The following is a 22,323-nucleotide window of genomic DNA, read 5'->3' as shown; positions in this document are numbered from 1 at the left end:
AGCACCATGGACAACTGAGATCTCTGAGGCGGCCTCAGCGGCAGGCCGACGCCGCCAGCCAGCCGGCCAGCTGGGGCAGCCAGTCGTCCACCGCCTGGGCCAGGCCGCGCACGGCGCCGGCCGCGTCGGCCGTGGGCGCGGGCCGCTCCAGCCGCCAGTGCTGCTGCAGCGCCGGTGCCCCCACCGCCGCCGGCCATAACGTGGCATGCGCGCGCAACACGACGCGGCTGTCCGACGGGCTGGCAAAGACCTGCTCGAACTCGTCCAGGCCCACCGCCAGCAGGGCGGCAGGGCGGCCCTCGCAACCCGGGGCGGACGCGAGCTGTTCGCGCAGGCGCTGGGTCAGCAGGGCGGCTGGCGGGGCGGCCCAGACGCTGTCGCGGTAATGCTCCAGGCGCTGGGCCTGCCGGAAGGTGAGGCGGTAGGCGATGCCCTCGCCGGCCAGCCAGGGCGGGGCCGTCACGTCGGCCAGGCGCCAGGCCAGCGGTGCCGAGGCGGCCGGAGCCGCCGGAGCCGGGCCGAGGTCGTAGACCGCGCGGCTCGGCACCGTGGGCGCGAGGGAGCAGCCGCCCAGACAGGCGGCCAGGGCGATGGAGCCAAGGAGCCGGGCTTTCATCGCGCCCCCGCCTTCAGGCGTTCGTCGAAGCCGGCCTCGCCCGGCCCCGGAGGCTGGCCGCGCCGGCCGAAGAGCAGGCTCTGCGGCTGGTCGCCGAGCTGGTCGGCGGCGCGCTCGACGCTGCGGCTGGCGGCGGCCAGGTCGGCCACCAGGGGCCGGGTGCGGGGGGCGGTGTCGCCCACCAGGGCGAGCTCCAGGTTGCGGCTGGTGGCCTGCACCTGGGCGGCGGCGGCGTCCAGCCGCTCCAGCACGGCGCTGCGGGCGCGCAGGTCCTGGGCCAGTTGCTGGCCCTCGGTGGCCAGGCCCTCGATCTGGCGCAGGGCCGCGCTGGCGCGCTGGGCCGTCCCGTCGGCGTCCTTCATCAGCGCGGGCAGCTCGCGCGCGGCCGGCTGCAGGGCGGCGACCAGGCGCTGCGTGTCCGCGGCCGTGTCGTTGAACTGTGTCAGGGCCTGGCCGAGGCGGGCCCGGTTGTCGTCGCTGAGCAGGGCGTTGAGGCGGTCGGCCGTCTCGACGAAGCGCGACAGCAGCAGCGGGCCGCTCTCGGCCAGGCGGTCCAGCAGCGTGGGCCGCAGCGCGATGCGCGCGCCCGGCGCGGCCCGCCTGAGCGGCGCGTTCGCATCGGCTTCCTCCAGGCCGACGAAGGACAGGCCGGTGACACCCTGCAGCCCGAGCTGGGCATACGTCGTCGCCGAGACCGGCGCGCTCGCGTCCACGGCGATGCCGACGAGGATCTGGCGCGGGTCGGCCGGGTCGAAGCCGATGTTCTCGACATAGCCCACCTCGACGCCCCGCAGCTTGACCGGCGACTTCAGGTTCAGCCCCGGCACGCCGCTGCGCGACACGACGGTGTAGCGCACACGCTCCGTCCGGTCGCCCTGGAACCAGGCGACGGTGGCGGCGAGGGCGAGGCCGAGCAGCAGCACGAAGAGGCCGGCGGCGATGGCGTAGGCTTTGTTTTCCATGGTGTCTATGAAACGGCTTCACCTCTGAGCACGGCCGGGACGCCGCCCTCGTCGCTGGTGTCGTCCAGGCTGAGTCGGAAGCGCTTCACGTCCTCCTCGGCGCAGCGCTCGAGGTGGCCGAGGAAGAAGTTGCGCACGAAGGAATGCGGCATGCGCGCGACCTCGGCCAGGGGGCCGCAGGCGATGATGTGCTGGTCGGCCAGCACGGCGACGCGGTCGACCACGGCGAAAAGGGTGTCCACGTCGTGCGTGACCATGACCACGGTCAGCTCCAGTTCCTCGCGCAACCGGCGCAACAGCTTGACGAACTGCTTGGCGCTGTCGGGGTCGAGGCCGGCGGTGGGCTCGTCGAGGAAGAGCAGCTGCGGGTCGAGGATGAGGGCGCGCGCCAGGGACACGCGCTTGACCATGCCGCCCGAGAGTTCGGCCGGACGCTTGAAGGCGTCGTCGGGCTTGAGGCCCACCTGGGCCAGCTTGAGCATGACCAGCGGCTTGACGAGGTCCGGCGGCACGCTCTTGAGCTCGCGCAGCGGCAGGGCGATGTTGTCGAAGACGTTGAGCGCCGAGAACAGGGCGCCGTTCTGGAACAGCACGCCCCAGCGATAGCGCACGCGCTCCAGGTCGCGCGCGGCGCAGCGGCCCAGCGGGTGGCCGAAGATCTTCACGCTGCCCGCCTGCGGCACCTCCAGCCCCAGCAGCAGTCGCAGCAGCGTGGTCTTGCCCGAGCCGGAACCGCCGATGAGGGCGACCACCTCCCCGCGATAGACGGTCAGGTCCAGGTCGCGGTGGATGACGTGGCCCCCCAGCACGGTGGTGACGCCGTCGACCTCGATGATGGGTTCGGGGGCGCTCATGCGATGCATCCCATAGGGGCGCGCCGCGGACGCCAGACACAGCCACAGAGGCACAGAGGCACAGAGAGGCCTGCAGCCCGGCGCCTCTGTGCCTCTGTGCCTCTGTGGCTTTGTTCGGTGTTCATCTTCAGATGCCGACGTCGGAGAACAGGACCGCGAACACCGCGTCCACGACGATGACCAGGGTGATGGCCGTGACGACCGACTGCGTGACGCCCAGGCCCAGGCTCTCGGTGTTGGGCTTGACCCGCAGGCCGAAGTGGCAGGCCAGCAGCGCGATCAGGCCGCCGAAGACGACCGACTTGCTCCAGCCCAGCCACAGGTTGGCCGGCTGGACGACGCGCGGTAGCGTCTTGGCGAACTGCAGCGGGTCCAGCCCCAGCTGCAGGGCCGCCGCGGCCATGCCGCCGACCAGCATCAGCGCACTCGTCCACAGCGCCACCAGGGGCAGGGACACCGCCAGCGCGACGACCTTGGGCAGCACCAGGCGCACGGTGTGCGAGATGCCCATCACCGACAGCGCATCCAGCTCCTGGGTGACGCGCATGACGCCGATCTGGGCCGTCATGGCCGAGCCGGAACGGCCGGCCACGATGATGGCCGCCAGCAGCGGCCCCAGCTCGCGCAGCACCGCCAGGCCGAGGATGTTGATGACGAAGATGTCGGCGCCGTAGGTCTTGAGCTGGCGGGAGATGAGGTAGGACAGCGTCAGGCCGACCAGGAAGCCGACCAGCGCCGTGATGGGCAGGGCCTGGGCGCCGGTGCGGAAGATGTTGGCCGAGATCTCGCGCCAGCCGATCAGCGACGGATGGCGCAGCACGCGGACCAGGTCGAGCAGCAGGCGGCCGGTCAGCGCGACGAGGTCCACGCCGTGGCGGGCGAAGCCGGCCAGGTTGCGCCCCGCCCGGGCCAGCGAGGGCCCGAGGCCGGGCTGGCGCCGGGGGGCTGCGGCCGGCTGCAGGAACTGGGCGAAGAGCGTCACGTGCTCGGGCAGCCACAGCAGCCGGCCCGGTGGCTTGCGGCCCCAGCCCTGCCAGAGCGTGAGGGCGCCGGCGGTGTCCAGGCGGTTCAGGGCGCGCAGGTCCCACAGCGGCTGGCCGGGGCCGGCGGCGGCGGCGGCGATGCGCTGGCGGAACTCGTCGTAGCGCCCGCGCAGCGCCAGCAGCGTCCAGTCCCCGCTGACGTGCCATTCCAGCGGGCCCCCGGCTTCCAGGCGCGGCTCGGCGTCGGGCGTGCCGCCGACCGCCGACTCGGGCGGCTCGGGCAGGGGCAGGGCCACGGCGTCGCTCATGCCGCAACGATAGCGCCTCTCGCGCGACCGCCCCGTCAAGGGGGGGCGGCGAAGGCCTGGCTACCATCGCTTGAACCTTTTGCCGCCGTGTCGGCACTCACGCGCAAAGCAACCCGGGATTCGCAGGCATGTTGAAGTGGCTCAATGCCAGAAAAGCGCGTGAAGACGCCCCTCCGGCCACCCGGCCGGCGCGGGGCACGGCCGCGACCGAGCAGCTCGAGCTCCAGCTGCTGGATGGCGTGCGGCGCGGCCGGCGGCCGGAATTCGAGGCCCTGTACCGGCTCTATCACCCGCGGCTGTGGCGCTTCCTGGCCCACCTGATGCGCCAGCCCGAGGCCATCGAGGAGGTGCTGAACGACGCCATGCTGGTGGTCTGGCAGCGCGCCGACAGCTTCGACGGGCGCAGCCGCTTGTCGACCTGGATCTTCGGCATCGCCTACCGCAAGGCGCTCAAGTCCATCAGCCGCCAGGACCTGCCCGTCGACGGCGACGAGGCCGACGAGCCGGCCGACCCCGGCCCGGGGCCAGAACAGCAGCTCGGCCTGGCCCAGCTGCGCGGCCGGCTGAAAGAGGCGATGGCGGAGCTGTCGCTGGAGCATCGTGCCGTGGTCGAACTGTGTTACTTCCAGGACATGGCCTATGGCGAGATCGCCGAGGTCGTCGGCTGCCCGCCCGAAACCGTCAAGACGCGGATGTTCTATGCGCGGCGGCGACTGCGCCTGCTGCTGGATGACCTGGCCGGTCATCATGGAGAGATGTCATGAGTGTGGTGGTGCCCATGGAACACGACGAACACATGGCCGTCCAGGCCCTGCTGCCCTGGTATGCGCGCGGCCGGCTCGATGCGGCCCAGGCCAGTGAGGTGCAGGCCCACCTGCTGAACTGCGCCGCCTGCCGTGCCGAACTGGCGGCCGAGGAGCCGATGCAGACCCTGCTCCAGGTGGCTGCCAGCCCGGCCGATACCGGCGACGTGGAGGCGAGCCTCGCCCGGCTGAAGCCACGCCTGCGCCCCCACCCGGCCGCGCCCAGGCCGGCGCGCTGGATGCCCTGGGCCCTGGGCCTGCAAGGCCTGGCGGTGGCGGCCCTGCTGACCTTGTGGTTGCAGGCCCGCCAGGACGGGCCTGACTACCAGGGCCTGGCGGCGGCCGGCAGTGCGCCCGTCGTGGCCGACGCCCTCGTCATGTTCAAGCCCGGCACCAGCGAGCGGCAGCTGCGCGAGCTCTTGCGCGCCCACGGCGCCGGCGTGGTGGCCGGGCCGACCGAGACCGGGGCCTGGCTGCTGCATGTGGACGCGCGCGGCCTCGCGGCGCTGCGCGCGGCCCCCATCGTGCAGATGGCCGAGCCGCTGCAGCCGGGGCCGCCGCGATGAAGGCTCGGTGGCGCTGGCTGCTCTGGGCCCTGGCCTGCTGTCTGGGCCTGGCCGCGGCGCCGGCCCGCGCCCAGGCGGAGGAGGCGCGGCGGCAGGTGCTGGTGATGCTGCAGCTGCCCAAGGCCCACTACCGGCCGGACGGCAGCTATGCCGGCACCTATGGCGAGGGCGTGGGCCGGCAGTCGCGCCAGCAGGTGGCGCAGGAGCTGGCCCGCCGCCACGGCCTGGAGATGCGCAGCGAGTGGGCCATGCCGCTGGCCGGGGTGGACTGCTTCGTCATGCGGCTGCCCGAGGCCGACTCGCGCACCCCCGCCCAGGTGGCCGAGGCCGTGGCCGCCGACCGCCGCGTCGCCTGGGCGCAGCCGGTCAACCTCTACCAGGGCCAGGGCGCGGCTCAGGAGCCGCTCTACGGCGCCCAGCCCGCGGCCCAGCAATGGCATCTGGCCGAGCTGCACGAGCTGGCGACCGGCCGCGGCGTGCGCGTGGCCGTGGTGGACAGCGGCGTGGAGGCCGGCCACCCCGACCTGGCCGGCCAGCTGGAGCTGAACGCCAACTTCGTCGACGACCGCCCGCCGCCCGCCGAGAGCCATGGCACGGCGGTGGCCGGCATCATCGCGGCACGCGCGGACAACGGCATCGGCATCGCCGGCATCGCGCCACAGGCCCGGCTGCTGGCTCTGCGCGGCTGTTGGCAGGCCGCCGACGCGCAGACGCTGTGCAGCAGCCTCGGCCTGGCCAAGGCGCTGTACGCCGCCATCCAGCACAGTGCCGACATCATCAACATGAGCCTGGGCGGGCCGGACGACCGGCTGCTGGCCCTGCTGCTGGACCAGGCCCAGGCGCGCGGCGCCACCGTCGTGGCGGCCATGCCGAGCTCGGGCGGGCCCTTTCCGGCCAACCATCCCGGCGTGCTCGTCGTCGGCATGGCGCCGCCGCTGCCGGCGGGCGCCGTCATCGCGCCGGGCCGGGACGTGCCCAGCACGGCGCCGGGCGGTGGCTGGGCCCTGGTGTCGGGCTCGTCCTTTGCCGCCGCGCATGCCTCGGGCCTGCTGGCCCTGGTGCGTGAACTCGGCGGGTCCCGCGGCGCCACGCTGCTCAGGACGACCCTGGTCACGGCCGGACCCGGCCGCATCGACAGTTGCGCCACGCTGGCGCGCCAGGCGCCGGGGCGCATCCCGGCCTGCACGCGGCTCGGGCACACTGCCGACTGATGCCGCCCGCGTGCCCAGCCCGCCTCCTCCTGCTCCTCGCCGCGCTGTTCGCCGGTGCCGGCTTGGCGCGCGCCGACGTGGGCGCGACCCTGTCCGTGCAGACCGATGCGCGCGAACGAGGCATGAGCTACAGCGCCAACCGGCCGGGGGCCCAGCTCGGCCTGGCCTGGGACGGCAGCGGCGGCTGGTATGGCGGCGCCTCGCTGACGCAGGCTCGGTTCGCCGACCGCCACGGCGCCTGGCTGCGCCTGTACGGCGGGCGGGTCGTGGGCCTGCAGCCGGGACTGGACGGCGAGGCGGGCCTGGTGGTGCATCGCTTCGAGAACGTGTCGCGCTACGACTACGTCGAGGCCTATGCGGGCCTGCTCGCCGAGCGCTGGAACCTGCGCGTCTACGCCTCGCCGGACTACTACGGCGTCGGCCAGCGAAGCCTCTACGGCGAGGTCAACCTGCGCTGGCCGCTGGCTGCGGGCATCGCCGCGGTGGGCCATGCCGGGCTGCTGCGCGGCTTCAGCGCGCAGCGCCCGGCCTACCTGGACCCGCGCGGCGCGTCGCGCACGGACCTGCGCGCGGGCGCCGCGTGGCAGCTCGGCGCCAGCAGCGAGATGCAGCTCGCCTGGGTGGCCGCCAGCCGCGGCGGCCCCTACACCTGGACCGACGCCACGCGCCGGCGCACCGTGGTCCTGCAGCTCACCACCGCCTTCTGATCCCTCCGGCCCGCCAGACCCTCCCTAGCTTGACCTCGCTTTGAACCGCGGCGATGCGGTGCGGAACTCATGCCGCAACGACAGCCGAAAGGTCAGCGATGAAGTTGAAGAGATGGGCGTGGAGCGCGTTGTGCGCGGCAGCCGCGATGGTCGCGGGCTGCGGCGGCGGCAGCGGTGCGGGGCTGGACGGCAATGGCCGTCCCATCGGTGAAGGCGCGGACCCGGGCGGGCCGATGACGGCGAGCTTCGCCTCCATCCAGTCGCACGTCTTCACGCCCGTGTGCACCGCCTGCCATGCCGGCGGCGCGGCGCCCCAGGGCCTGCGGCTGGACGCCACCAACAGCTACGCCATGCTGGTGGGCACGGCGAGCGCGGAGGTGCCGTCGCTCAAGCGCGTGGCCCCCGGCGATGCGGCCAACAGCTACCTCATCCACAAGCTGGAGGGCCACCAGTCGGTCGGCGCGCGCATGCCCTTCGGCGGCCCCTACCTCGACGCCAACACCATCGGCCTGATCCGCCAGTGGATCGACAACGGAGCGCAGCAATGAAGGCCGCACGACTCTTCCTCGGCCTGGCCCTCGCGCTGCTGATGGCGGGTGCCGCAAGGGCCGAGCCCTACCTGGCCATCCGGGCGGGCCTGAAGTGCGTGGCCTGCCACGTCAACCCCACCGGCGGCGGCCTGCGCAATGCCGTGGGCAACAGCTTCGCGCAGAGCGTCATTCCGGCCAACGCGCTGCCCGACGCCCTGCAGGGCTGGACCGGCTCGCTGCTGGACGACCGGCTGCGCCTGGGCGGCGACTTCCGCACCGCCACCACGCGCACCTCGGTGTCGGGCCGGCCCACCACCAGCGTCGGCGGCACCGAGCAGACGCGGCTGTATGCCGACGTGCAGCTCGTCAAGGACTACCTCGGCGCCTACCTCGACCAGCAGGTGGCACCGGGCAAGTCCGAGCGGCAGGAGGCCTATGTCCGCCTGTCGACGCCCGGCCTGGGCTGGTATGCCAAGGCCGGCCAGTTCTACCTGCCCTTCGGCTGGCGGCTGCAGGACAGCCTGGCCTTCGTGCGCCAGCTCAGCGGCGTCAGCATGACCGTGCCCGACAAGGGCCTGGAGCTGGGCCACGAGAGCGACGAATGGTCCATCCAGCTGGTGCGCAGCAACGGCCCCGGCAACAAGGGCACCACCACCGGCCACCAGACCACGGCCCAGGCGATCTGGATGCAGCCCTGGGGCCGCGTGGGCGCGGCGGCGGCGCAGGTGAAGTCCACGGCCGGCGACCGCCAGGCCTACGGCCTCTTCGCCGGCACCACGACCGGGCCCGTGACCTGGCTCGGGGAGATCGACCTCGTCAGCGACGCGGGCTACCCCGAAGGCAAGCGCCGCCAGTTCGCGACCCTGCTGGAGGCCAACTGGCTGGTCCGCCAGGGCCACAACCTCAAGCTCACCGGCGAATACCTCGACCCCGACCGCCACGTGGCCCACGACAACAAGGTGCGCTACAGCCTGGTCTACGAGTACACGCCCATCGCCTTCGCGCAGCTGCGCGCGGGCTACCGCAAGTTCGGTGGCATCCCGCAGAACGCGGTGGACAACCGGCGGCAGACCTTTGTCGAGCTGCATGCCATGTTCTGACGTCATCGTCGAGCGCACGGCCGGGACGGCACCGGCCCTCGTGCGGCTGCCGCTGGCCACGCTCTACCTGACCGAGCGCTGCAACTCGCGCTGCGTGAGCTGCGACTACTGGCGCCACGGCGGGCGGGACGTCGACATTGGCACCGTCAGGCGCCTGCTGCCCGGCCTCGCCGCCCTTGGAACCGGGACCGTGCTCGTCTCCGGCGGCGAGCCGCTGCTGCATCCGCAGTGGGCCGGCATCGCGGCCCTGCTGCGCGGGCAGGGCCTCAGGCTCTGGCTGCTGACGGCGGGGCTGGCCCTCGCCAAGCATGCGGCCGAGGTGGCCGGGCTCTTCGAGCAGGTGACGGTGTCGCTGGACGGTGCCACGGCGGCGACCTATGCCCGCATCCGCGGTCTCGACGCCTTCGATGCCGTCTGTGCCGGCGTGCGTGCGGCGGTGAGCGAGGGCCTGCGCGTCAGCCTGCGGGTGACCGTGCAGCGCGGCAATGCCGGCGAGCTGGGCGATCTCGTCGCGCTGGCCCACAGGCTCGGCGTGGCGGGTGTCTCCTTCCTGGCGGCGGACGTGTCGCATGCCGAGGCCTTCGGCCGCAGGGCCGCTCCGGATGACGGCATCGCCCTCGGCGCCTCCGAGCTGCCGGTGCTGGCCGCCAGCCTCGACGCGCTCGAGCGCGACCATGCGGCCGACTTTGCCAGCGGCTTCATCGTCGAGACACCGGCCAAGCTGCGCCGCATCGAGGCCCACTACCGCGCGAGGTTGGGCCTGGGCGAGCCTCCGCCCGTGCGCTGCAATGCGCCCGAACACTCGGTCGTCATCGAGGCCGGCGGCGGCCTGCGCCCCTGCTTCTTCATCGCCGGCGCCGGTGGCCTGGGCGAGGGTGGTCTCGTCGAGGTGCTGAATTCGCCGCCGCAGCGCCGCCTGCGCGCCGCCATCCGGGCCGGGAGCCGGCCCGAATGCCAGCGTTGCGTCTGCGCCAAGTGGTTCGAGGCATGAGCAGGCCGTGCCGGTGCAGCCGATGGAGCTGAACCTCGTCAACGCCGTCGACCGCGAGGGCCGGCCGCTGAGCCTGGGCCTCGTTCACGGCCGGCTGTCGGCGTGTGCGCGGGGCCGCCGTGTCGACCTCGGCGGCGCCCGGGTGCTGCCAGGCCTGATCAATGCGCACGATCACCTCCACCTCAACGGTGCCTTGCCGCGGCTGAGCTACCGAGATGGCTACCGCAATGCCGCCGAGTGGATCGCCGACATCACGCCGCGGCTCGGCAGCGACCCGCTCCTCCTCGCCCATCGTGCCCGGCCGCGGGCGCAACGCCTGCTCGCCGGTGGTTTGAAGAACCTGCTCAGCGGCGTGACGACGGTGCTGCACCATGACCCGCGCGACCCTGCGCTGGAGGCGCCCGGCTTTCCGGTCGACGCGCCGGCGCCGGCCGGCTGGGCGCACTCACTGGCGCTGGATGGCGAAGCGGCGGTGCGCGAATCGCGCCAGGCGGCGGGGCCGGGCGGGCTCTGGGTCATCCACGCCGCGGAGGGCGTCGACACCGCCGCCGCGCTGGAGTTCGACAGGCTGGACGCGCTGGGCTGCATCGCGCCGGGCACGCTGCTCGTCCACGGGCTGGGCCTCAGCGCGTCCCAGCAGCGGCGGCTGGTTCAGGCGGGTGCGGGCCTCGTCTGGTGCCCGGGCTCGAACCGGCATCTGTTCGGCCGCACGCTGGACCCGGCCTGGCTGGCCGGCCGTGGCCGGCTGGTGTTGGGCAGCGATTCGCGCATCAGCGGTGGGCGCGACCTGCTGGCCGAGCTCGCCCTGGCGCGTGAGCTGACCGGTTGGCCGGATGTGCGCCTGGAGGCCTGGGTCACCGAAGGCGCCGCCGCACTGCTGGGCCTGCGCGACCGCGGCCGGCTCGCGCCCGGCTTGCGGGCCGACCTCGTCGCGCTGCCACCGGGCCTGCCGCTGTCCCGTGCGGTCCGGGCCGACCTGCGGCTGGTGGTCGTTGCCGGACAGCCGCTGTATGCCGACGCCGATCTGGGCGAAGCCCTGGGCCTGGTGCCCGTTCGCGTGGACGGCCGCGCCAAGGCCCTGGCGCCTCACCTGGTGGGCGTGGTGGAAGAGCCCGGGCTGGAGCTTCTCCCGCAGGCACCCTCGCGCGTGGCCGCCTGAACCGGGGCGCGCCGTGCACGTCGTGCAGATCGATCCCTTCCCCGACATGCTGGGCCGCCCGCCACCGCAGCTGCTGGCCGACTGGTGGACGCTGGTGCACTGTGCGCGTTCGGTGAAGGATGCCGGTGCGAGGGTCAGCGTCGTGCAGGCCAGTGTGCGCCACGACCACCTGGCGCAGGACGGCGTGGACTACCACTTCCTGCCGCTGGACGATGGACGCGGGCGCGCCAGCGCAGGCCTGGCCCGGCTGCTGCAGCGCCTGCGGCCCGACGTGATCCATCTGCACGGCCTGGGCTTCCCGCGCGAGGTGCACTGGCTGGCGGCCCTCGCGCCCGGCGTGCCGCTGCTGTTGCAGGACCACGCCGCGCAGCCGCCTCGCCGGCCCTGGACGTGGTGGCGCTGGCGTCGTGCCTTCGCGCGCGCCCGCGGCCTGATCTTCTGTGCCAGCGCCCAGGCGCGGCCCTTCCAAAGGCGGGGCCTGGTGCCGGCCCGCACGCGCGTCTACGAGGTGCCCGAGGCCAGCAGCGACTTCCGGCCGCGGGAGCGTCAGGCCGCACGGCTCCTCACCGGCCTGGCCGGCGATCCGGTCTTGCTCTGGGTCGGCCACCTCGACGCCAACAAGGATCCGCTCGCCGTGCTCGACGGCGTGGCGCTGGCGACGCCGCAGCTGCCCGGGCTGCAGCTGTGGATGTGCTTCGGCAAAGCGCCGCTGCGGGCGGCCGTCGAGCAGCGCCTGCGTGACTCGCGGCTGGCCGGCCGTGTGCACCTGCTGGGCCGGGTGCCGCACGCCCAGGTCGAACAGCTCATGTGCGCGGCCGACTTCCTCGTGCAGGGCAGCCACCGCGAGGGCTCGGGCTACAGCGTCATCGAGGCCATGGCCTGCGGGCTCAGCCCGGTGGTGACCGACATCCCCTCCTTCCGCAGCCTGCTCGGCCCCCTGCCGATGCAACATGCCGCCGCGCTGTGGCCGGTGGGCGATGCGCCGGCCCTGGCCGAGGCCCTGGTGAGGCTCGCGCCGCGGTCGGCTCAGATCAGGATGGAGCAGGTGCTGAGCCGTTTCGAGGCGCACTGCTCGCTGGCGGCCCTGGGGCGAAGCCTCGTGGCGACTTACGAGGACGCGTTGAGGCCATGACCGTCGCTCCCCTGGCCGCCGAGGGCATCGCGCTGAGGCGCGCGGTGCTTGCCAACCTGCTGTCGTCGGTGGGCGAGTCGGGCGCGCGCTTCCTGCTCGGCCTGGCGCTCGCCCGGCTGCTGCGGGCCAGCGAGCTGGGCCTGTTCGCCCTGGCCATGGCCGTCTATGGCGTGGCCCAGTTGCTGCGCGACCTGGGCATCACCACCTACCTGCAACGCGAGCCGGCATTGACGCAGGCGCGCTTCTCGGCCTGCCTCGGCCTGCTGGCCACCACCACGGCGGCCGTCACGCTGGCCCTGGCCGTGCTGGCCGAGCCGCTGTCACGAGCCCTGGGGCAGCCGCGCCTGGCGCCACTGCTGTGGGTGTTGGCGCCCATGCTGCCGCTCTCGGCCTTCAGCAGCGTGATGGCAGCCCTGCAACTGCGTGCGCTGGCGGCGGGGCCCATCGTGCGCATGTCGTGGCTGGGCCTGTGGGTGCAGGCCGGCGTGTCGCTGGCCTGCTGCGCGCAGGGGGCCGGAGCGCTCGGCCTGGCCTGGGCCCAACTGGCGACGACGGTCGTCTGCGGCCTTGCCCACCTCGGCATGCGCCCGCCGGGCCTGCGCTGGCGGCCGGCCCTGCGCGGCGCTCGCGAAGTGCTGGGCTTCGCCGGCCGGGCCGCTCTGCCTGCGGCTCTGACCAACCTGCACGGCCTGCTGCCCGATCTGCTGCTCGGGCGCCTGGGCGGCGCCCACGTGCTGGGCCTGTTCGGCCGGGCCCAGGCCGCCGTGGGCCTGTTGCAGACGCTGGCAGGCCGGGCGCTGAGCTTCGGCGCCTTGCCCGTGCTGGCCCGGCAACATGCCGAGGGCCGGGCGCTGGAGCCGGCTCTGCGGCGCGCCACCGCGCTGCTGACCGGCCTGGGCTGGCCGCTGCTGGCCTTGACGGCGGCTTACCGGGAGCCGCTGATCGGCCTGCTCTACGGCCCGGCCTGGCTGGACTGCGCGCCGGCCGTGCCGCCGCTGGCGCTGGCCGCCGCGCTGGCCCTGATGTTCAGCCAACTCGGCGCGGCGCTGTCGGCGGTGGGCCGGCCCGAGCTGGCCGCGGTGCCCGTGGCGTTGACGCTGGCGGCGCGCATGGGCTTCGGGCTGGCGGGATTCGACGGCAGCGTGGCGTCCTTCGGCTGGGCGATGCTGGCAGCCGCCCTGGTGGCCCTTCCGCTGCAACTGGCCCTGAGCGCGCGCCACCTGGCGCAGCCGCCGCGCGCGCTTGCCGCCGCCGTGAGGGGCAGCGCCCTGGCCGCGCTGGCGGTGGTGCTGGTGCCGATCGCCCTGGTGCCGCCGGCCTGGTTGGGGACGCTGTGCCTCTGTCGCCATCCCCTGTTCGAGGAAGTCGCTCAGCTGGCGCGGCGGCGCATGACGAGCAGGAAATGATCACCCAGCCTGTTGATGCCCGGCCAGCCGGCCACGCGCCGGTCCAACGCCCACAACCGCTCATGCCAGCGCGGATGGCGCTCGGCCAGCCAGGTCAGGTAGGGCGGCGGCACGAAGACGCACAGGCCCCGCTGAACTTCCAGCTCGAAGTGGGCGGCGAAGGCGGCATGGAACTCGGCGGGCGTGTAGTAGCGCGTCCAGATCGTGCCCCCGTTCATCCCCACCGCGACGGTGTCGCGCGCGAAGCGCACCCCGATGCGCGCCCAGCGCCGGCGCCACGCGTAGTGGGCGATCTCCCAGGGGCACCAGCGGCCGATGACGGTGAACACCAGCCGGCCGCCGGGGCGGACGAGCCGGGCGCATTCGGTGGCGACGGCTTGCAGGTCGGGAACGCAGTTCAGCGGGCCGAGGTTGGAGTAGGCGCCGTCGAAGAGGCCGTCGCCTTCGAGGCGGTGCAGCTCGTGGGCGCCGATGGCGCGCGCGTCGACGTCCAGCCCGGCATCCTGCGCGCGGTCCCGGGTGCGGGCCACCATGCGCTCGGACCAGTCCGTCGCCGTCACGCGGCGGCCCTGGGCCGCGAGGTGGACGGCGTCCAGCCCGGTGCCGCAGCCCAGGTCGATGAGGCGGCTGCCGGGCGGGAAGCTCGCGTCCAGCCAGCGCCACATCTCGGCGCGCATGTCCTGGATGGCGGTGTTGTTGCCGCGCGGGCCGTCGTAGTCGGCGGCCACGCTGTCGAAGGCCTCCTGGGTGTCGTTGAGCCGGGCCTGGAGCGGGGTGGGCGTGTTCATGTGGAGGGTGAGCCTTGAAGGTCGCGTTGGTCGTGCCCGGCGGTGTGGACCGTTCGGGCGAGGTGAGGGTGGTGCCGGCCCTGCTGGCCTTGCTGAAGCGGCTGTCGGAGCGGCACGAGGTGCATGTGTTCGCGCTGCGTCAGGACGTGCTGCCGGGGCGCTGGCACCTGTGCGGCGCGCACGTGCACAACGTGGGCGGCCGGCGCGTGGCCCAGGCCCAGCTGCGTGCCGTGGCGGCGATCGTGCGGGAACACCGCCTTGGCCGCTTCGACCTCGTGCAGGCGATCTGGTCGGGCCCTTGCGGCTCCACCGCCGTCGCCGCCGCCAAGCTGCTGGGCCTGCCCTGCGCGGTGCACGTGGCCGGCGGTGAGCTGGTGGCGCTCGGGGACATCGGCTACGGTGGCCGCATCGGGCTGCGGGGCCGCTGGCGCGAGGCCTGGGTGCTGCGCGGCGCCGATGTGCTGACGGCGGCCAGCCGGCCCGTGCTCGACCAACTGGCCGCCCTCGGCCACAGCGGCCGCCGCCTCCCGCTGGGGGTGGACCTGGACCTGTGGCCGCCTTGCGAGCCCCGGCCGCGACAGCCGGGCGAAGGCCTGCGCCTCGTGCAGGTGGCCAGTCTCAATCGTGTCAAGGACCAGACCTGCCTGCTGCAGGCCTTGGCCCGGCTCCCCGGCGCGGTGCTGGACCTCATCGGCGAAGACACGCTGGGCGGCGCGATGCAGGCCCTGGCGGCGCGGCTGGGCGTCGCCTCGCGGGTGCGCTTCCATGGCTTCATGACCCAGGCCCAGCTGCAGCCGGTGCTGGCGCGAGCCCATCTGCATGTGATCACCTCCCGCCACGAGGCCGGCCCGTTGGCCGTGCTGGAGGCGGCCGTGCTGGGCGTGCCCAGCGTGGGCACGGCCGTCGGGCATCTGGCGGAATGGGCGCCGGATGCGGCCCTGGTGGTGGCGCCGGGCGATGCGGCCGGGCTGGCCGGGCTCATCGCCCGGATCGACGCCGACGAGGAGCTGCGCCTGCGCCTGGCCCGCGAGGCCCAGCGCCGCGCGGTGGCCGAGGATGCAGACCATTGCCATGGCCAGTTCGAGCGGCTTCATGCCGAGCTGCTGGGGCGGTAGGCGAGGGCGCGATGCAGGTTGTAGATCGTCTGCACCCGGGGGGGCGAGCCGAGCAGGAAGCTCAACGCCTTGAGCCAGCGCGGCTTGCGCGCCCAGGCGGAGCTGGCGAAGAGGTGCTCTCGGACCGCGGCCAGACGGTTGGCGGCGCGTTCCTCGGGCGGTGGAACGAGCCGGCGCCAGGTGTAGGCCGCCGCCTCGCTCGCGGAGTGCGCCCAGTCGAAGCCCGGCAGCAGGGGCTGGTTCAAGTGGGATGGCGACCATTCGACCAGGCTGCCGTGCGCGACGCGGCTGCGCAGGCGGTGCGGGCAGGCCTCGATGGCCGGGGCCAGGGCCTCGTCCAGAACCGCCTCCGGCAGCCGGCCGGGGAAGAGCCGGCGTGCCAGCGTCAGGGGCGGCACGGCCCACCAGGCCGGCCGACCGTCGGAGGCGGGCGCCAGCGCCTCGCGCCAGGCGCCCGCGTCCAGCGTGGCACCGAGCACGGCGATGTCGTGCAGCTGGATGAGGCGCACGCTGCGGTGGCAGAGGTTGCCCGCGGTGTGGAGCAGCAGGTGGCGCATCAGCGCCGCGGGGCTGGCGTAGGGGTTGACCCCGGCGCGCGGCGCGGCCGGGAACAGCGAGGCCGTGATGTCCACCTCTTGCAGCGGCAGCGGCTCCTCGACGGCGGGATGCAGTTCGATCTTGGTCGGGTTGGCCTCGTGCTCTCCGAAGGCGCGGTCGTTGCCCCAGCCTTTGGGCTCGTAGGCGTCATGGCGGTGACGCGAGGTGTGTCGCTCGTAGCCGAGGGCCTGGATCACGCGGTCGGCCGCCGGCAGATCCTCCGGCCGGGCGAGCAGGTCCACGTCGCTCATCGGCCGCTCTCCCGGTGCGTACAAGCCCAGCGCCAGCAAGGCCGAGCCTTTCATGGCGAGCAAGGGCAGCCCGGCCTCCCGTGCCGACCGGTCGAGCTGCGCCAGCAGCTCGCGGGCGCGCCGTTCGCGCCGGCGGCTCTGGTCGAGCTGCTCCGCCAGGAAGGCCTGCCAGGCCGGCGGGCCTTGCCAGCGCAGCCGTCCGGCCAGCAGGCCGCTGATGCCGTGCATCACCGACACCGCCATGGCCGTCCGCCACTCGAAGTCGTTCCAGTGCGGCGCCTGGGCCGTCGGCGTGACCAGCTCGGCAGCCAGGCGATCCGTCGCGGCCTTGAGCGTCGCCTGCAGCACCGCCGCATTCGGCAGGGATTCGTCCAACTCACTCATTTCATTTCTCCATGACAACGACAACCTGGCCCGTCGATCCGCGCCGGATCGCCGACCCCTTCGGTGAGCGCGCGCCGCTGGCGCTGAGCCGCCGCTACGGCTTGCTGGGCGCGACCTTCGATTTCCTCAGCGACAGCCCCGAGCTGCTGGCCCTCGTGGACGCGGCCTACGGCGGCCTGCCCGCGCATGAACTGGACGGCCCGACGCTGCGGGTCGAGCTGCGAATGGCCGAGGACGACGCGGCCTTCACCGCCGAGCCGCCGCGCCCCCGCATGCTGGGCGGCGCCGGCCTGGTCGGGGCGACGGTGGACGCGCGCAACCTCGTCATCGTCCAGCCCGAGGCGGGCCGCGCGGTGGTGCAGCTGTCGCGCTCGATGCTGGGCTTCGGCTACCACGCGCGCTACGAGCTGATCGAGTTCGCCGTCTTCCAGCTGGCCGCCCGCACCCAGGGGCTGGTGGCCTTGCATGCCGGCTGCGTCGGGCTCGACGGCGTAGGCGCGCTGCTGATGGGCGTGAGTGGCGCCGGCAAGTCCACGCTGACCCTGCATGCCGCGCTGCAGGGGCTGGACTTCCTGACCGAGGACGGCAGCTTCGTCGAGCCGCGGACGCTGCGGGCGACGGGCGTGGCCAACTTCCTGCACCTGCGCTTCGATGCGCTGGCCTGGATCGACGATGCCGCGGTGCGCGCGCGAGCCCAGGCGTCGCCGGTGATCCGCCGGCGCAGCGGGGTGGAGAAGTTCGAGCTGGACCTGCGCGGTGGCTGGGTGCGGCTCGCGGCCCAGCCGCTGCGCTTGCGGCACCTCGTCTTCGCTTCTTCCGAGCCGGGCCGCGCCGGCGCGCTGCTGCGGGCGCTTTCCACCGACGAGCTGCTGGAGCGACTGCATGGCGACCAGGCCTATGCCATGGGTCAGCCGGGCTGGCCGGCGTTCGTGCAGGGCTGCCGCCAGCTGCACGGATGGGTGCTCGCGCGCGGTGCTCATCCAGCCGAAGGCGCCGCGGCCTTGCGCAGCTTGCTCATGGGTTGACGGTCTCGGGGCGCCCGATGCTCGCGACGAGCTCCGTCCAGCGCTGCTGCAAAGCCCGTGCGGCGCGGTGGCGGGCCTCGGCGCCGAGCCGGCCCAGGTCCACCTGGGCGTGCAGCAGATCGCGCACGGTGCGGTAGACCTCGGTGCTGAAGCTGCCGCGGAACATCATGGCCAGGTCGGCGCTGTCGTCCCAGTGCGTCTTCGCGCCGAGCTGGGCCTTGACCTGCTCATGGAAGCGCGTGCCCGGCAGCGGGTAGGACACGCTGACGCCGATGTCGTCGGGCCTGGCCTCCTCGACGAGGCGGCGGGTCTGCAGCAGGTCTTCCAGGGCCTCGCCGAGATAGCCGAGCTGGATGAAGAAGCCGACGCGGATGCCCACCGCCTGCAGCCGACGGCGCGCCTGCAGGATCTCCGGCACGGTGGTGCCCTTGTTCATGGCGTCGAGCACCTGCTGGCTGCCGCTCTCGGCGCCCAGCCAGGCTTCCTCGCAGCCGGCGTCGGCCAGCGCCCGAGCCATGGCCTCGCTGACGAGGTCGGCGCGGGTCTGGATGGCGAAGGGAATGCGCGCGCCGCGCTGGTCCACCTCGGCGGCGAACCGCTGCACCCAGTCGGCGCGGAAGCCGAAGATGTCGTCGGCGAACCAGATGTGGTCCGGCGCGAAGCGCGCCTTGAGTTCGGCCATCTCCACCGCGACGGCGGTCGGGCTGCGCTGCTGGTAGCGCTGGCCCCAGATCGGCTTGGCGCACCAGGCGCAGCGGAAGGAGCAGCCCTTGGACGCCGCCATGTTGAGGCTGAAGCGGCCGTGGGCCCGCATCCAGGTGCTGCGGTAGCGCTCGATCTCGACGAGATCCCAGGCCGTCGGGGCGTCGAGGTCGGCGGTGTCGGCCTGCGGTCGCGGCAGGCGGACGACCGGGGCCGCCGCTTCGCCCTTCACGCGCCGGCCCTCGAAGGTCGTGACGGCGTCTTCCAGCCCCTGAACCAGGGCCGGCCCCTGCAGGGACGGGCATGCCGACAGGCGCCGCAGCAGCACGGGCAGGGCCTCCAGCCCCTCGCCCCGCAGGGCGACGTCGGCGCCGGCATCGAGATAGGCCTCGGGTGCGTCGCTGGCGTCGGAGCCGGCCACGATGACCCGCGCGCCATGGCCTCGGGCCATGGCGATCATGGCGCAGGCGGCCTCGCGCATCCGGGCCAGGCACATCTTGCTCAGGTAGTTGTAGTTGTCCTCATAGAGCAGGACGACCTGGGGCCGCGTCGCGGCCAGCCGCTCGGCGAACTGCGTCGTGTCCTCGGCGAGCATGGCGTCGAAGAGGGCGACGTCGTGGCCGAGCCTGCGCAGCAGCGCCGCCACCTGCAGCGTGGCCAGCGGCGGATAGGGCTTGGCACGCTGGAACTGCTTGGTGTCGAAGCGCAGGAAAAAACTGTGGCCGACCAGGATGGAAAGCACGCCATCTCCTCGGGAGGGAATTGGCACGTGTGTCCCGCGGCAGGCACGGCAGGTTCAACGGTCGCGCCATGACTTCCAGTTCGCCCTGACCGGCGCCCCTATGGTCGGTCCCGCCTCACAGCTCACACCGGGAGAACCCACCATGCGCCCTTCACGCCGCGACCTCTTGAAGCTGGGGGGCACCTCGCTGGCGCTGCTCGCCGCGCCGGCCATGGCGGAGGGGGCCGAGCCGGTCATCGACGTGCACCTGCACGCCTACCCGGCCGACATGGCCCTCGACCAGCCGCTGCGCAACCCCATCACCGGCCAGACCCTGGCCATCCGCAACGGCGCCGAGCACCTCGCGGCCTGCCTGGCCGAGATGAAACGGCTGAACGTGACGCGCGGCATCGTCAGCGGCGGCTCGGGCGACCGGCTCGGCGCGGCCGTCGCCTGGCAGCAGCGTGACCCGGCGCGCATCCTCGTCGGCGCCGGCGTGCGCGGCTCCGAGGACACGCCGCTGCCGCCGCTGGACGAGTTGCGCCGCCTGCACGCCGCCGGGCGGCTGCAGGTCATCGGCGAGCTGAGCGCGCAGTACGCCGGCCGCTCGCTCAGCGACCCGCACTACGACGCCCTGCTGTCGCTGGCCGAGGAGCTGGACGTGCCCGTGGCCCTGCACACCGGCACCATGCCCGAGGGCACGACCTTCGACCCCTGCTGCCGCACCGCCCGCGCCCGGCACGGCAACCCGGAACTCGTCGAGGAGGCGCTGAACCGCCACCCCAGGCTGCGCCTGAACCTCATGCACTGCGGCTGGCCCTACCTCGACGACACCCTGGCCATGCTGATGCTCTACCCCAACGTCTACGCTGACACCGGGGCCATCGACTGGCTGCTGCCCCAGGCCGCGTTCAACGACTACCTGCAGGCCCTGGTGAAGGCCGGCTTCGGCAAGCGCATCATGTTCGGCACCGACCAGATGTTCTGGCCCGACGCCATCGGCCTGGCCATCGACCGCATCCGCTCCGCCGCCTTCCTGACCAAGGAACAGCAGCGCGACATCCTCTACAACAACGCCGTCAGGTTCTACCGGCTGAGGTGAAACGACCCCCGGCCCAACCCCGCGCGCTGGACGCGGCGCGTGTCTGGTCCGCCCCCCGAGGGGGCGGCGATGCTTGCGGCATCGAGCCGCAAGCACGTCGCCAGCGCGGGCCGGCTCGGGAGCGGCCCAGCGCTCGGCCCGCAAGACCCCGGTTGCATGCGCCGCTCAGCGCGGCGGTGCGGACAGCTCGCCCAGGGCCTTGCGGTCCTTGATGCGCTGGCGCTTGTCGGCCTGCTGCCGGGCCTGCGCCTGCTCCTCGGCGCTCGGCTCGGCCGGCATGGGCTTGCGCGGCAGCCGGGCGTCGGCGATGGCGGCGTCGTAGGCCAGCGTGGCGAGCACGACGGCGGCCTGCTTCATGTCCTCGGGCAGGGCGTGGTCGAAGGAGTCCACGTGGGTGTGGTGCAGCCGGGTGCCGTAATCTGCGGCGAGTTGGTCAGGCGCGGGCCGATGCGATCGGTGAGGTGCTGCAGGGTCTGCATCACCTGCGAGTGGTTGAAGCCCTGGTCGCGGATGGCGTTGAGGACTTCGGGGTCGGGCCTGGCGGCCCACAGCAGCGAGGGCAGCAGCAGGCTGGCGGCGGCCAGGGCGCGGGAGAGGTGGGCGAGCGATCGCATCGACGAAATCCGGCGGGCGGCGGGGTCAGGGAGCCGGAAAGTCTAATGACGCGACTGGACGGTGACCTTCGTCAGGCCGGCCGTGGCCGGTGCCCCTAGCTTGACGGCGCTGGGCCGGGTCGGGTCGGTGTCCTACAAGCCGGGGCGAAGCGCCGGCCCATCATGGCGGTGAGTTGTTACGTCAGGAGACCCGCCATGACGCGAGCATTTCCATGGTCCCGCCTGGCCGAGATCGCGCAGAGTCCGGACATCGAGCGCCTGCCCTTCCCGGGCGCCCAGCAGGTGCAGTTGATCCGCAGCAGCCTCAGGCGCCTGAGGGCGGCCCTGGCGCCATTCACGGCCGCCAAGTCCAAGGGCGGGGGCCATGCTCCACCACCGCCCAAGGTGGTGCGGCTCAAGCGGCGTTGAAGCCCCGGCTCACTCATTCGGCAGGTTGTCGTCTTGCCCCTCGACGGTTTTGGCCCACCGGCGGATGGCCGCCTTCAAGCGACGTTGCGCGGCATCGTCCAGCGGCATCGCCGCCACGATTCACGTAGCGATGCGCGAGCATCGCCATGCAGAACTCGCGGTCCTTGTCGCGCCCCGCCGCGGCCTTCGACATGAACAGGTCAGGCAAATCGAGGCAGTAGCCCACGCGCTGGTTGGTCGCGGCGCTCTGCACCCTGTGGACGCGGTCGATCCAGCCCCGCGGCAGTACGGCGGTTTCGGGACCAACGCCTTGGGCGTAGTAGCCGTAGGTCAGGTGAAATTGCGAGCCTTCACCGATGGCGCCATCGATCCTGTCGGCCAGCTCGGGTGCCTGCAGCGGATAGATGTCCGCTTCGGCCGACATCGTGAAAACCTCGGGCGGATTCGGAATCGGGCCCAGGATCGACTGGCTGCCGACGATGATGAACTCGTACTGGTCCGTCACGTCGGCGCTTGCGCGGATGATGTGTTCGAGTTCGTCGCGGGTCATGTCCGTGCCTGTGGTTCGGCATCACCCAGCACGACGCCCGTTCGCAGCTTGGCGACCTGGTCCAGCACGCCTTGACGAACCTGCGCAGGGAGCACCGCCGTCAGTGGCGATGCCTGGCGAAGCTCCTGCGCCCGCCGTGTTCGCGCCAGCACCTTGCGCCACTTCGCGCCGCGAAGAATCTCCTGCCACTCATGCCACAAGCCCATCGAGCGCGAGTTGCCCGACGCCAACCAGCGATCCAGCGTGTGCTGGGCCTGGAGGAGAAGCTCAGGGTCGGAGCGAGCCAGCCGGATGGCCGCCTCGTGCAGTGCCAGGCTTTGAAGGTCTTGAGCTTGATGTCGGGTGTCGTCGGTTGAGACGGTGACCTGTACGACCGGGCGGGCGCGCTTCGACCTTGCCGCCGCCGTTCCAGGCGGCCCGGGCTGCAATGCGTCGCCGGCCAACAAGGCCAATTCACCGCTGATGCCCAGCACCGACATCACGCGCAGGTAGGTCCCGATGGCCGGCCCCGGATCGCCCGATTCGACCGAACTCAGCGTGGTGCGGGAGATGCCGGCCCGCTTGGCCATCTCTACCGTGCCGAGGCCCTGTGCCTTGCGCAGACGTTTGAGCCGATCGCCGAGCTGCAGCAGCAACTGGCGTTCGAGGACCACGGTACCGTCGGGCATGTTCATTTGTCCATAATATTAGTCAAATGAACCATTTTTGTCCTGTTTGATGGCCATTCTGCGATCGCGC

General features: G+C 73.0%; 25 protein-coding genes. 14 read left to right on the top strand and 11 right to left on the bottom strand.

Annotated elements, in window-relative coordinates:
- Window positions 1–34 precede the first annotated feature (34 nt).
- The 4 genes from LXT12_RS00980 to LXT12_RS00965 form a co-directional block, all read right to left on the bottom strand.
- Window positions 35–616 carry an ABC-type transport auxiliary lipoprotein family protein gene (locus tag LXT12_RS00980; protein ID WP_233388573.1) on the bottom strand — a complete coding sequence of 194 codons (582 nt, stop codon included), beginning with the start codon at window positions 614–616 and terminating at the stop codon, window positions 35–37.
- The gene (locus LXT12_RS00975) at window positions 613–1,578 is read right to left on the bottom strand and encodes an MlaD family protein (RefSeq protein ID WP_233388571.1); all 966 of its coding nucleotides are present in this window, start codon (window positions 1,576–1,578) and stop codon (window positions 613–615) included. Before LXT12_RS00975 ends, LXT12_RS00980 begins: the two co-directional genes overlap by 4 nt.
- A 5-nt stretch (window positions 1,579–1,583) precedes the next feature.
- Window positions 1,584–2,432 carry an ABC transporter ATP-binding protein gene (locus LXT12_RS00970; protein ID WP_233388569.1) on the bottom strand — a complete coding sequence of 283 codons (849 nt, stop codon included), beginning with the start codon at window positions 2,430–2,432 and terminating at the stop codon, window positions 1,584–1,586.
- A gap of 127 nt (window positions 2,433–2,559) precedes the next feature.
- Window positions 2,560–3,723, bottom strand: a complete 1,164-nt coding sequence (locus LXT12_RS00965; RefSeq protein WP_233388567.1) for an MlaE family ABC transporter permease — start codon at window positions 3,721–3,723, stop codon at window positions 2,560–2,562.
- A gap of 128 nt (window positions 3,724–3,851) precedes the next feature.
- On the opposite strand from LXT12_RS00965, the gene LXT12_RS00960 reads away from it, so the two are divergent.
- The 10 genes from LXT12_RS00960 to LXT12_RS00915 all read left to right on the top strand — a co-directional run bounded on the left by LXT12_RS00960 (window position 3,852) and on the right by LXT12_RS00915 (window position 13,328).
- Window positions 3,852–4,487 (top strand): RNA polymerase sigma factor, encoded by a 636-nt coding sequence (locus tag LXT12_RS00960; protein WP_233388565.1) that lies wholly within the window; start codon window positions 3,852–3,854, stop codon window positions 4,485–4,487.
- 14 nt (window positions 4,488–4,501) lie between these two features.
- Window positions 4,502–5,092, top strand: coding sequence for a zf-HC2 domain-containing protein (locus LXT12_RS00955; RefSeq protein ID WP_233388563.1), 591 nt, complete (start codon window positions 4,502–4,504; stop codon window positions 5,090–5,092).
- Window positions 5,089–6,303 (top strand): S8 family peptidase, encoded by a 1,215-nt coding sequence (locus LXT12_RS00950; RefSeq protein WP_233388561.1) that lies wholly within the window; start codon window positions 5,089–5,091, stop codon window positions 6,301–6,303. The genes LXT12_RS00955 and LXT12_RS00950 overlap by 4 nt, the downstream gene beginning before the upstream one ends.
- Complete coding sequence (locus tag LXT12_RS00945) at window positions 6,303–7,010, top strand: TorF family putative porin (RefSeq protein WP_233388558.1); 708 nt, start codon at window positions 6,303–6,305, stop codon at window positions 7,008–7,010. The genes LXT12_RS00950 and LXT12_RS00945 overlap by 1 nt, the downstream gene beginning before the upstream one ends.
- Before the next feature lie 98 nt (window positions 7,011–7,108).
- Complete coding sequence (locus LXT12_RS00940; protein ID WP_233388556.1) at window positions 7,109–7,558, top strand: hypothetical protein; 450 nt, start codon at window positions 7,109–7,111, stop codon at window positions 7,556–7,558.
- On the top strand, window positions 7,555–8,640 hold the full coding sequence (locus LXT12_RS00935) for a hypothetical protein (protein WP_233388554.1): 1,086 nt from the start codon (window positions 7,555–7,557) through the stop codon (window positions 8,638–8,640). The genes LXT12_RS00940 and LXT12_RS00935 overlap by 4 nt, the downstream gene beginning before the upstream one ends.
- Window positions 8,627–9,631 (top strand): radical SAM protein, encoded by a 1,005-nt coding sequence (locus tag LXT12_RS00930; RefSeq protein ID WP_233388553.1) that lies wholly within the window; start codon window positions 8,627–8,629, stop codon window positions 9,629–9,631. Before LXT12_RS00935 ends, LXT12_RS00930 begins: the two co-directional genes overlap by 14 nt.
- 7 nt (window positions 9,632–9,638) lie before the next feature.
- Window positions 9,639–10,790: an amidohydrolase family protein gene (locus LXT12_RS00925; RefSeq protein ID WP_233388551.1), complete on the top strand. Its 1,152-nt coding sequence runs from the start codon at window positions 9,639–9,641 to the stop codon at window positions 10,788–10,790.
- Window positions 10,791–10,803: 13 nt separating this feature from the next.
- The gene (locus LXT12_RS00920) at window positions 10,804–11,922 is read left to right on the top strand and encodes a glycosyltransferase family 4 protein (protein ID WP_233388548.1); all 1,119 of its coding nucleotides are present in this window, start codon (window positions 10,804–10,806) and stop codon (window positions 11,920–11,922) included.
- Window positions 11,919–13,328 (top strand): oligosaccharide flippase family protein, encoded by a 1,410-nt coding sequence (locus LXT12_RS00915; RefSeq protein ID WP_233388547.1) that lies wholly within the window; start codon window positions 11,919–11,921, stop codon window positions 13,326–13,328. Before LXT12_RS00920 ends, LXT12_RS00915 begins: the two co-directional genes overlap by 4 nt.
- Here LXT12_RS00915 and LXT12_RS00910 read toward each other — a convergent pair.
- Window positions 13,292–14,116, bottom strand: a complete 825-nt coding sequence (locus LXT12_RS00910; protein WP_233388545.1) for a class I SAM-dependent methyltransferase — start codon at window positions 14,114–14,116, stop codon at window positions 13,292–13,294. The two genes, LXT12_RS00915 and LXT12_RS00910, sit on opposite strands and share 37 nt — an antisense overlap.
- 14 nt (window positions 14,117–14,130) lie before the next feature.
- Between LXT12_RS00910 and LXT12_RS00905 the strand changes: the two genes are divergently transcribed.
- The gene (locus LXT12_RS00905; protein WP_233388543.1) at window positions 14,131–15,231 is read left to right on the top strand and encodes a glycosyltransferase family 4 protein; all 1,101 of its coding nucleotides are present in this window, start codon (window positions 14,131–14,133) and stop codon (window positions 15,229–15,231) included.
- Here LXT12_RS00905 and LXT12_RS00900 read toward each other — a convergent pair.
- The gene (locus tag LXT12_RS00900; RefSeq protein WP_233388541.1) at window positions 15,207–16,463 is read right to left on the bottom strand and encodes a nucleotidyltransferase family protein; all 1,257 of its coding nucleotides are present in this window, start codon (window positions 16,461–16,463) and stop codon (window positions 15,207–15,209) included. The genes LXT12_RS00905 and LXT12_RS00900 overlap by 25 nt on opposite strands.
- Before the next feature lie 11 nt (window positions 16,464–16,474).
- On the opposite strand from LXT12_RS00900, the gene LXT12_RS00895 reads away from it, so the two are divergent.
- A complete protein-coding gene (locus LXT12_RS00895; protein ID WP_233388539.1) occupies window positions 16,475–17,488 on the top strand; it encodes a hypothetical protein in 1,014 nt (337 codons plus the stop codon).
- On the opposite strand, the gene LXT12_RS00890 is transcribed toward LXT12_RS00895, so the two are convergent.
- Complete coding sequence (locus tag LXT12_RS00890) at window positions 17,478–18,932, bottom strand: B12-binding domain-containing radical SAM protein (RefSeq protein WP_233388537.1); 1,455 nt, start codon at window positions 18,930–18,932, stop codon at window positions 17,478–17,480. The genes LXT12_RS00895 and LXT12_RS00890 overlap by 11 nt on opposite strands.
- A 142-nt stretch (window positions 18,933–19,074) precedes the next feature.
- Here LXT12_RS00890 and LXT12_RS00885 point away from each other — a divergent pair, with 142 nt between their 5' ends.
- The gene (locus LXT12_RS00885) at window positions 19,075–20,013 is read left to right on the top strand and encodes an amidohydrolase family protein (protein ID WP_233388535.1); all 939 of its coding nucleotides are present in this window, start codon (window positions 19,075–19,077) and stop codon (window positions 20,011–20,013) included.
- Window positions 20,014–20,178: 165 nt separating this feature from the next.
- On the opposite strand, the gene LXT12_RS00880 is transcribed toward LXT12_RS00885, so the two are convergent.
- Together LXT12_RS00880 and LXT12_RS00875 are read right to left on the bottom strand one after the other, a co-directional pair.
- Entirely contained in the window at window positions 20,179–20,403 is a 225-nt protein-coding gene (locus LXT12_RS00880; RefSeq protein WP_233388533.1) for a hypothetical protein, read from the bottom strand.
- On the bottom strand, window positions 20,367–20,627 hold the full coding sequence (locus LXT12_RS00875) for a hypothetical protein (RefSeq protein WP_233388532.1): 261 nt from the start codon (window positions 20,625–20,627) through the stop codon (window positions 20,367–20,369). The genes LXT12_RS00880 and LXT12_RS00875 overlap by 37 nt, the downstream gene beginning before the upstream one ends.
- A 195-nt stretch (window positions 20,628–20,822) precedes the next feature.
- Between LXT12_RS00875 and LXT12_RS00870 the strand changes: the two genes are divergently transcribed.
- Window positions 20,823–21,035, top strand: coding sequence for a hypothetical protein (locus LXT12_RS00870; RefSeq protein ID WP_233388530.1), 213 nt, complete (start codon window positions 20,823–20,825; stop codon window positions 21,033–21,035).
- Between the two features lie 13 nt (window positions 21,036–21,048).
- Here the strand turns inward: LXT12_RS00870 and LXT12_RS00865 are convergent, their stop codons facing one another.
- Entirely contained in the window at window positions 21,049–21,585 is a 537-nt protein-coding gene (locus LXT12_RS00865; RefSeq protein ID WP_349254999.1) for a DUF6036 family nucleotidyltransferase, read from the bottom strand.
- The gene (locus LXT12_RS00860) at window positions 21,582–22,259 is read right to left on the bottom strand and encodes a helix-turn-helix transcriptional regulator (protein ID WP_233388528.1); all 678 of its coding nucleotides are present in this window, start codon (window positions 22,257–22,259) and stop codon (window positions 21,582–21,584) included. Before LXT12_RS00860 ends, LXT12_RS00865 begins: the two co-directional genes overlap by 4 nt.
- Between the last annotated feature and the right edge of the window lie 64 nt (window positions 22,260–22,323).

The organism is Pelomonas caseinilytica (assembly GCF_021353235.1).
In the GTDB taxonomy this organism is placed as follows: Bacteria; Pseudomonadota; Gammaproteobacteria; order Burkholderiales; family Burkholderiaceae_C; genus Pelomonas; species Pelomonas caseinilytica.
This window is presented reverse-complemented; position numbering and strand designations above follow the sequence as displayed.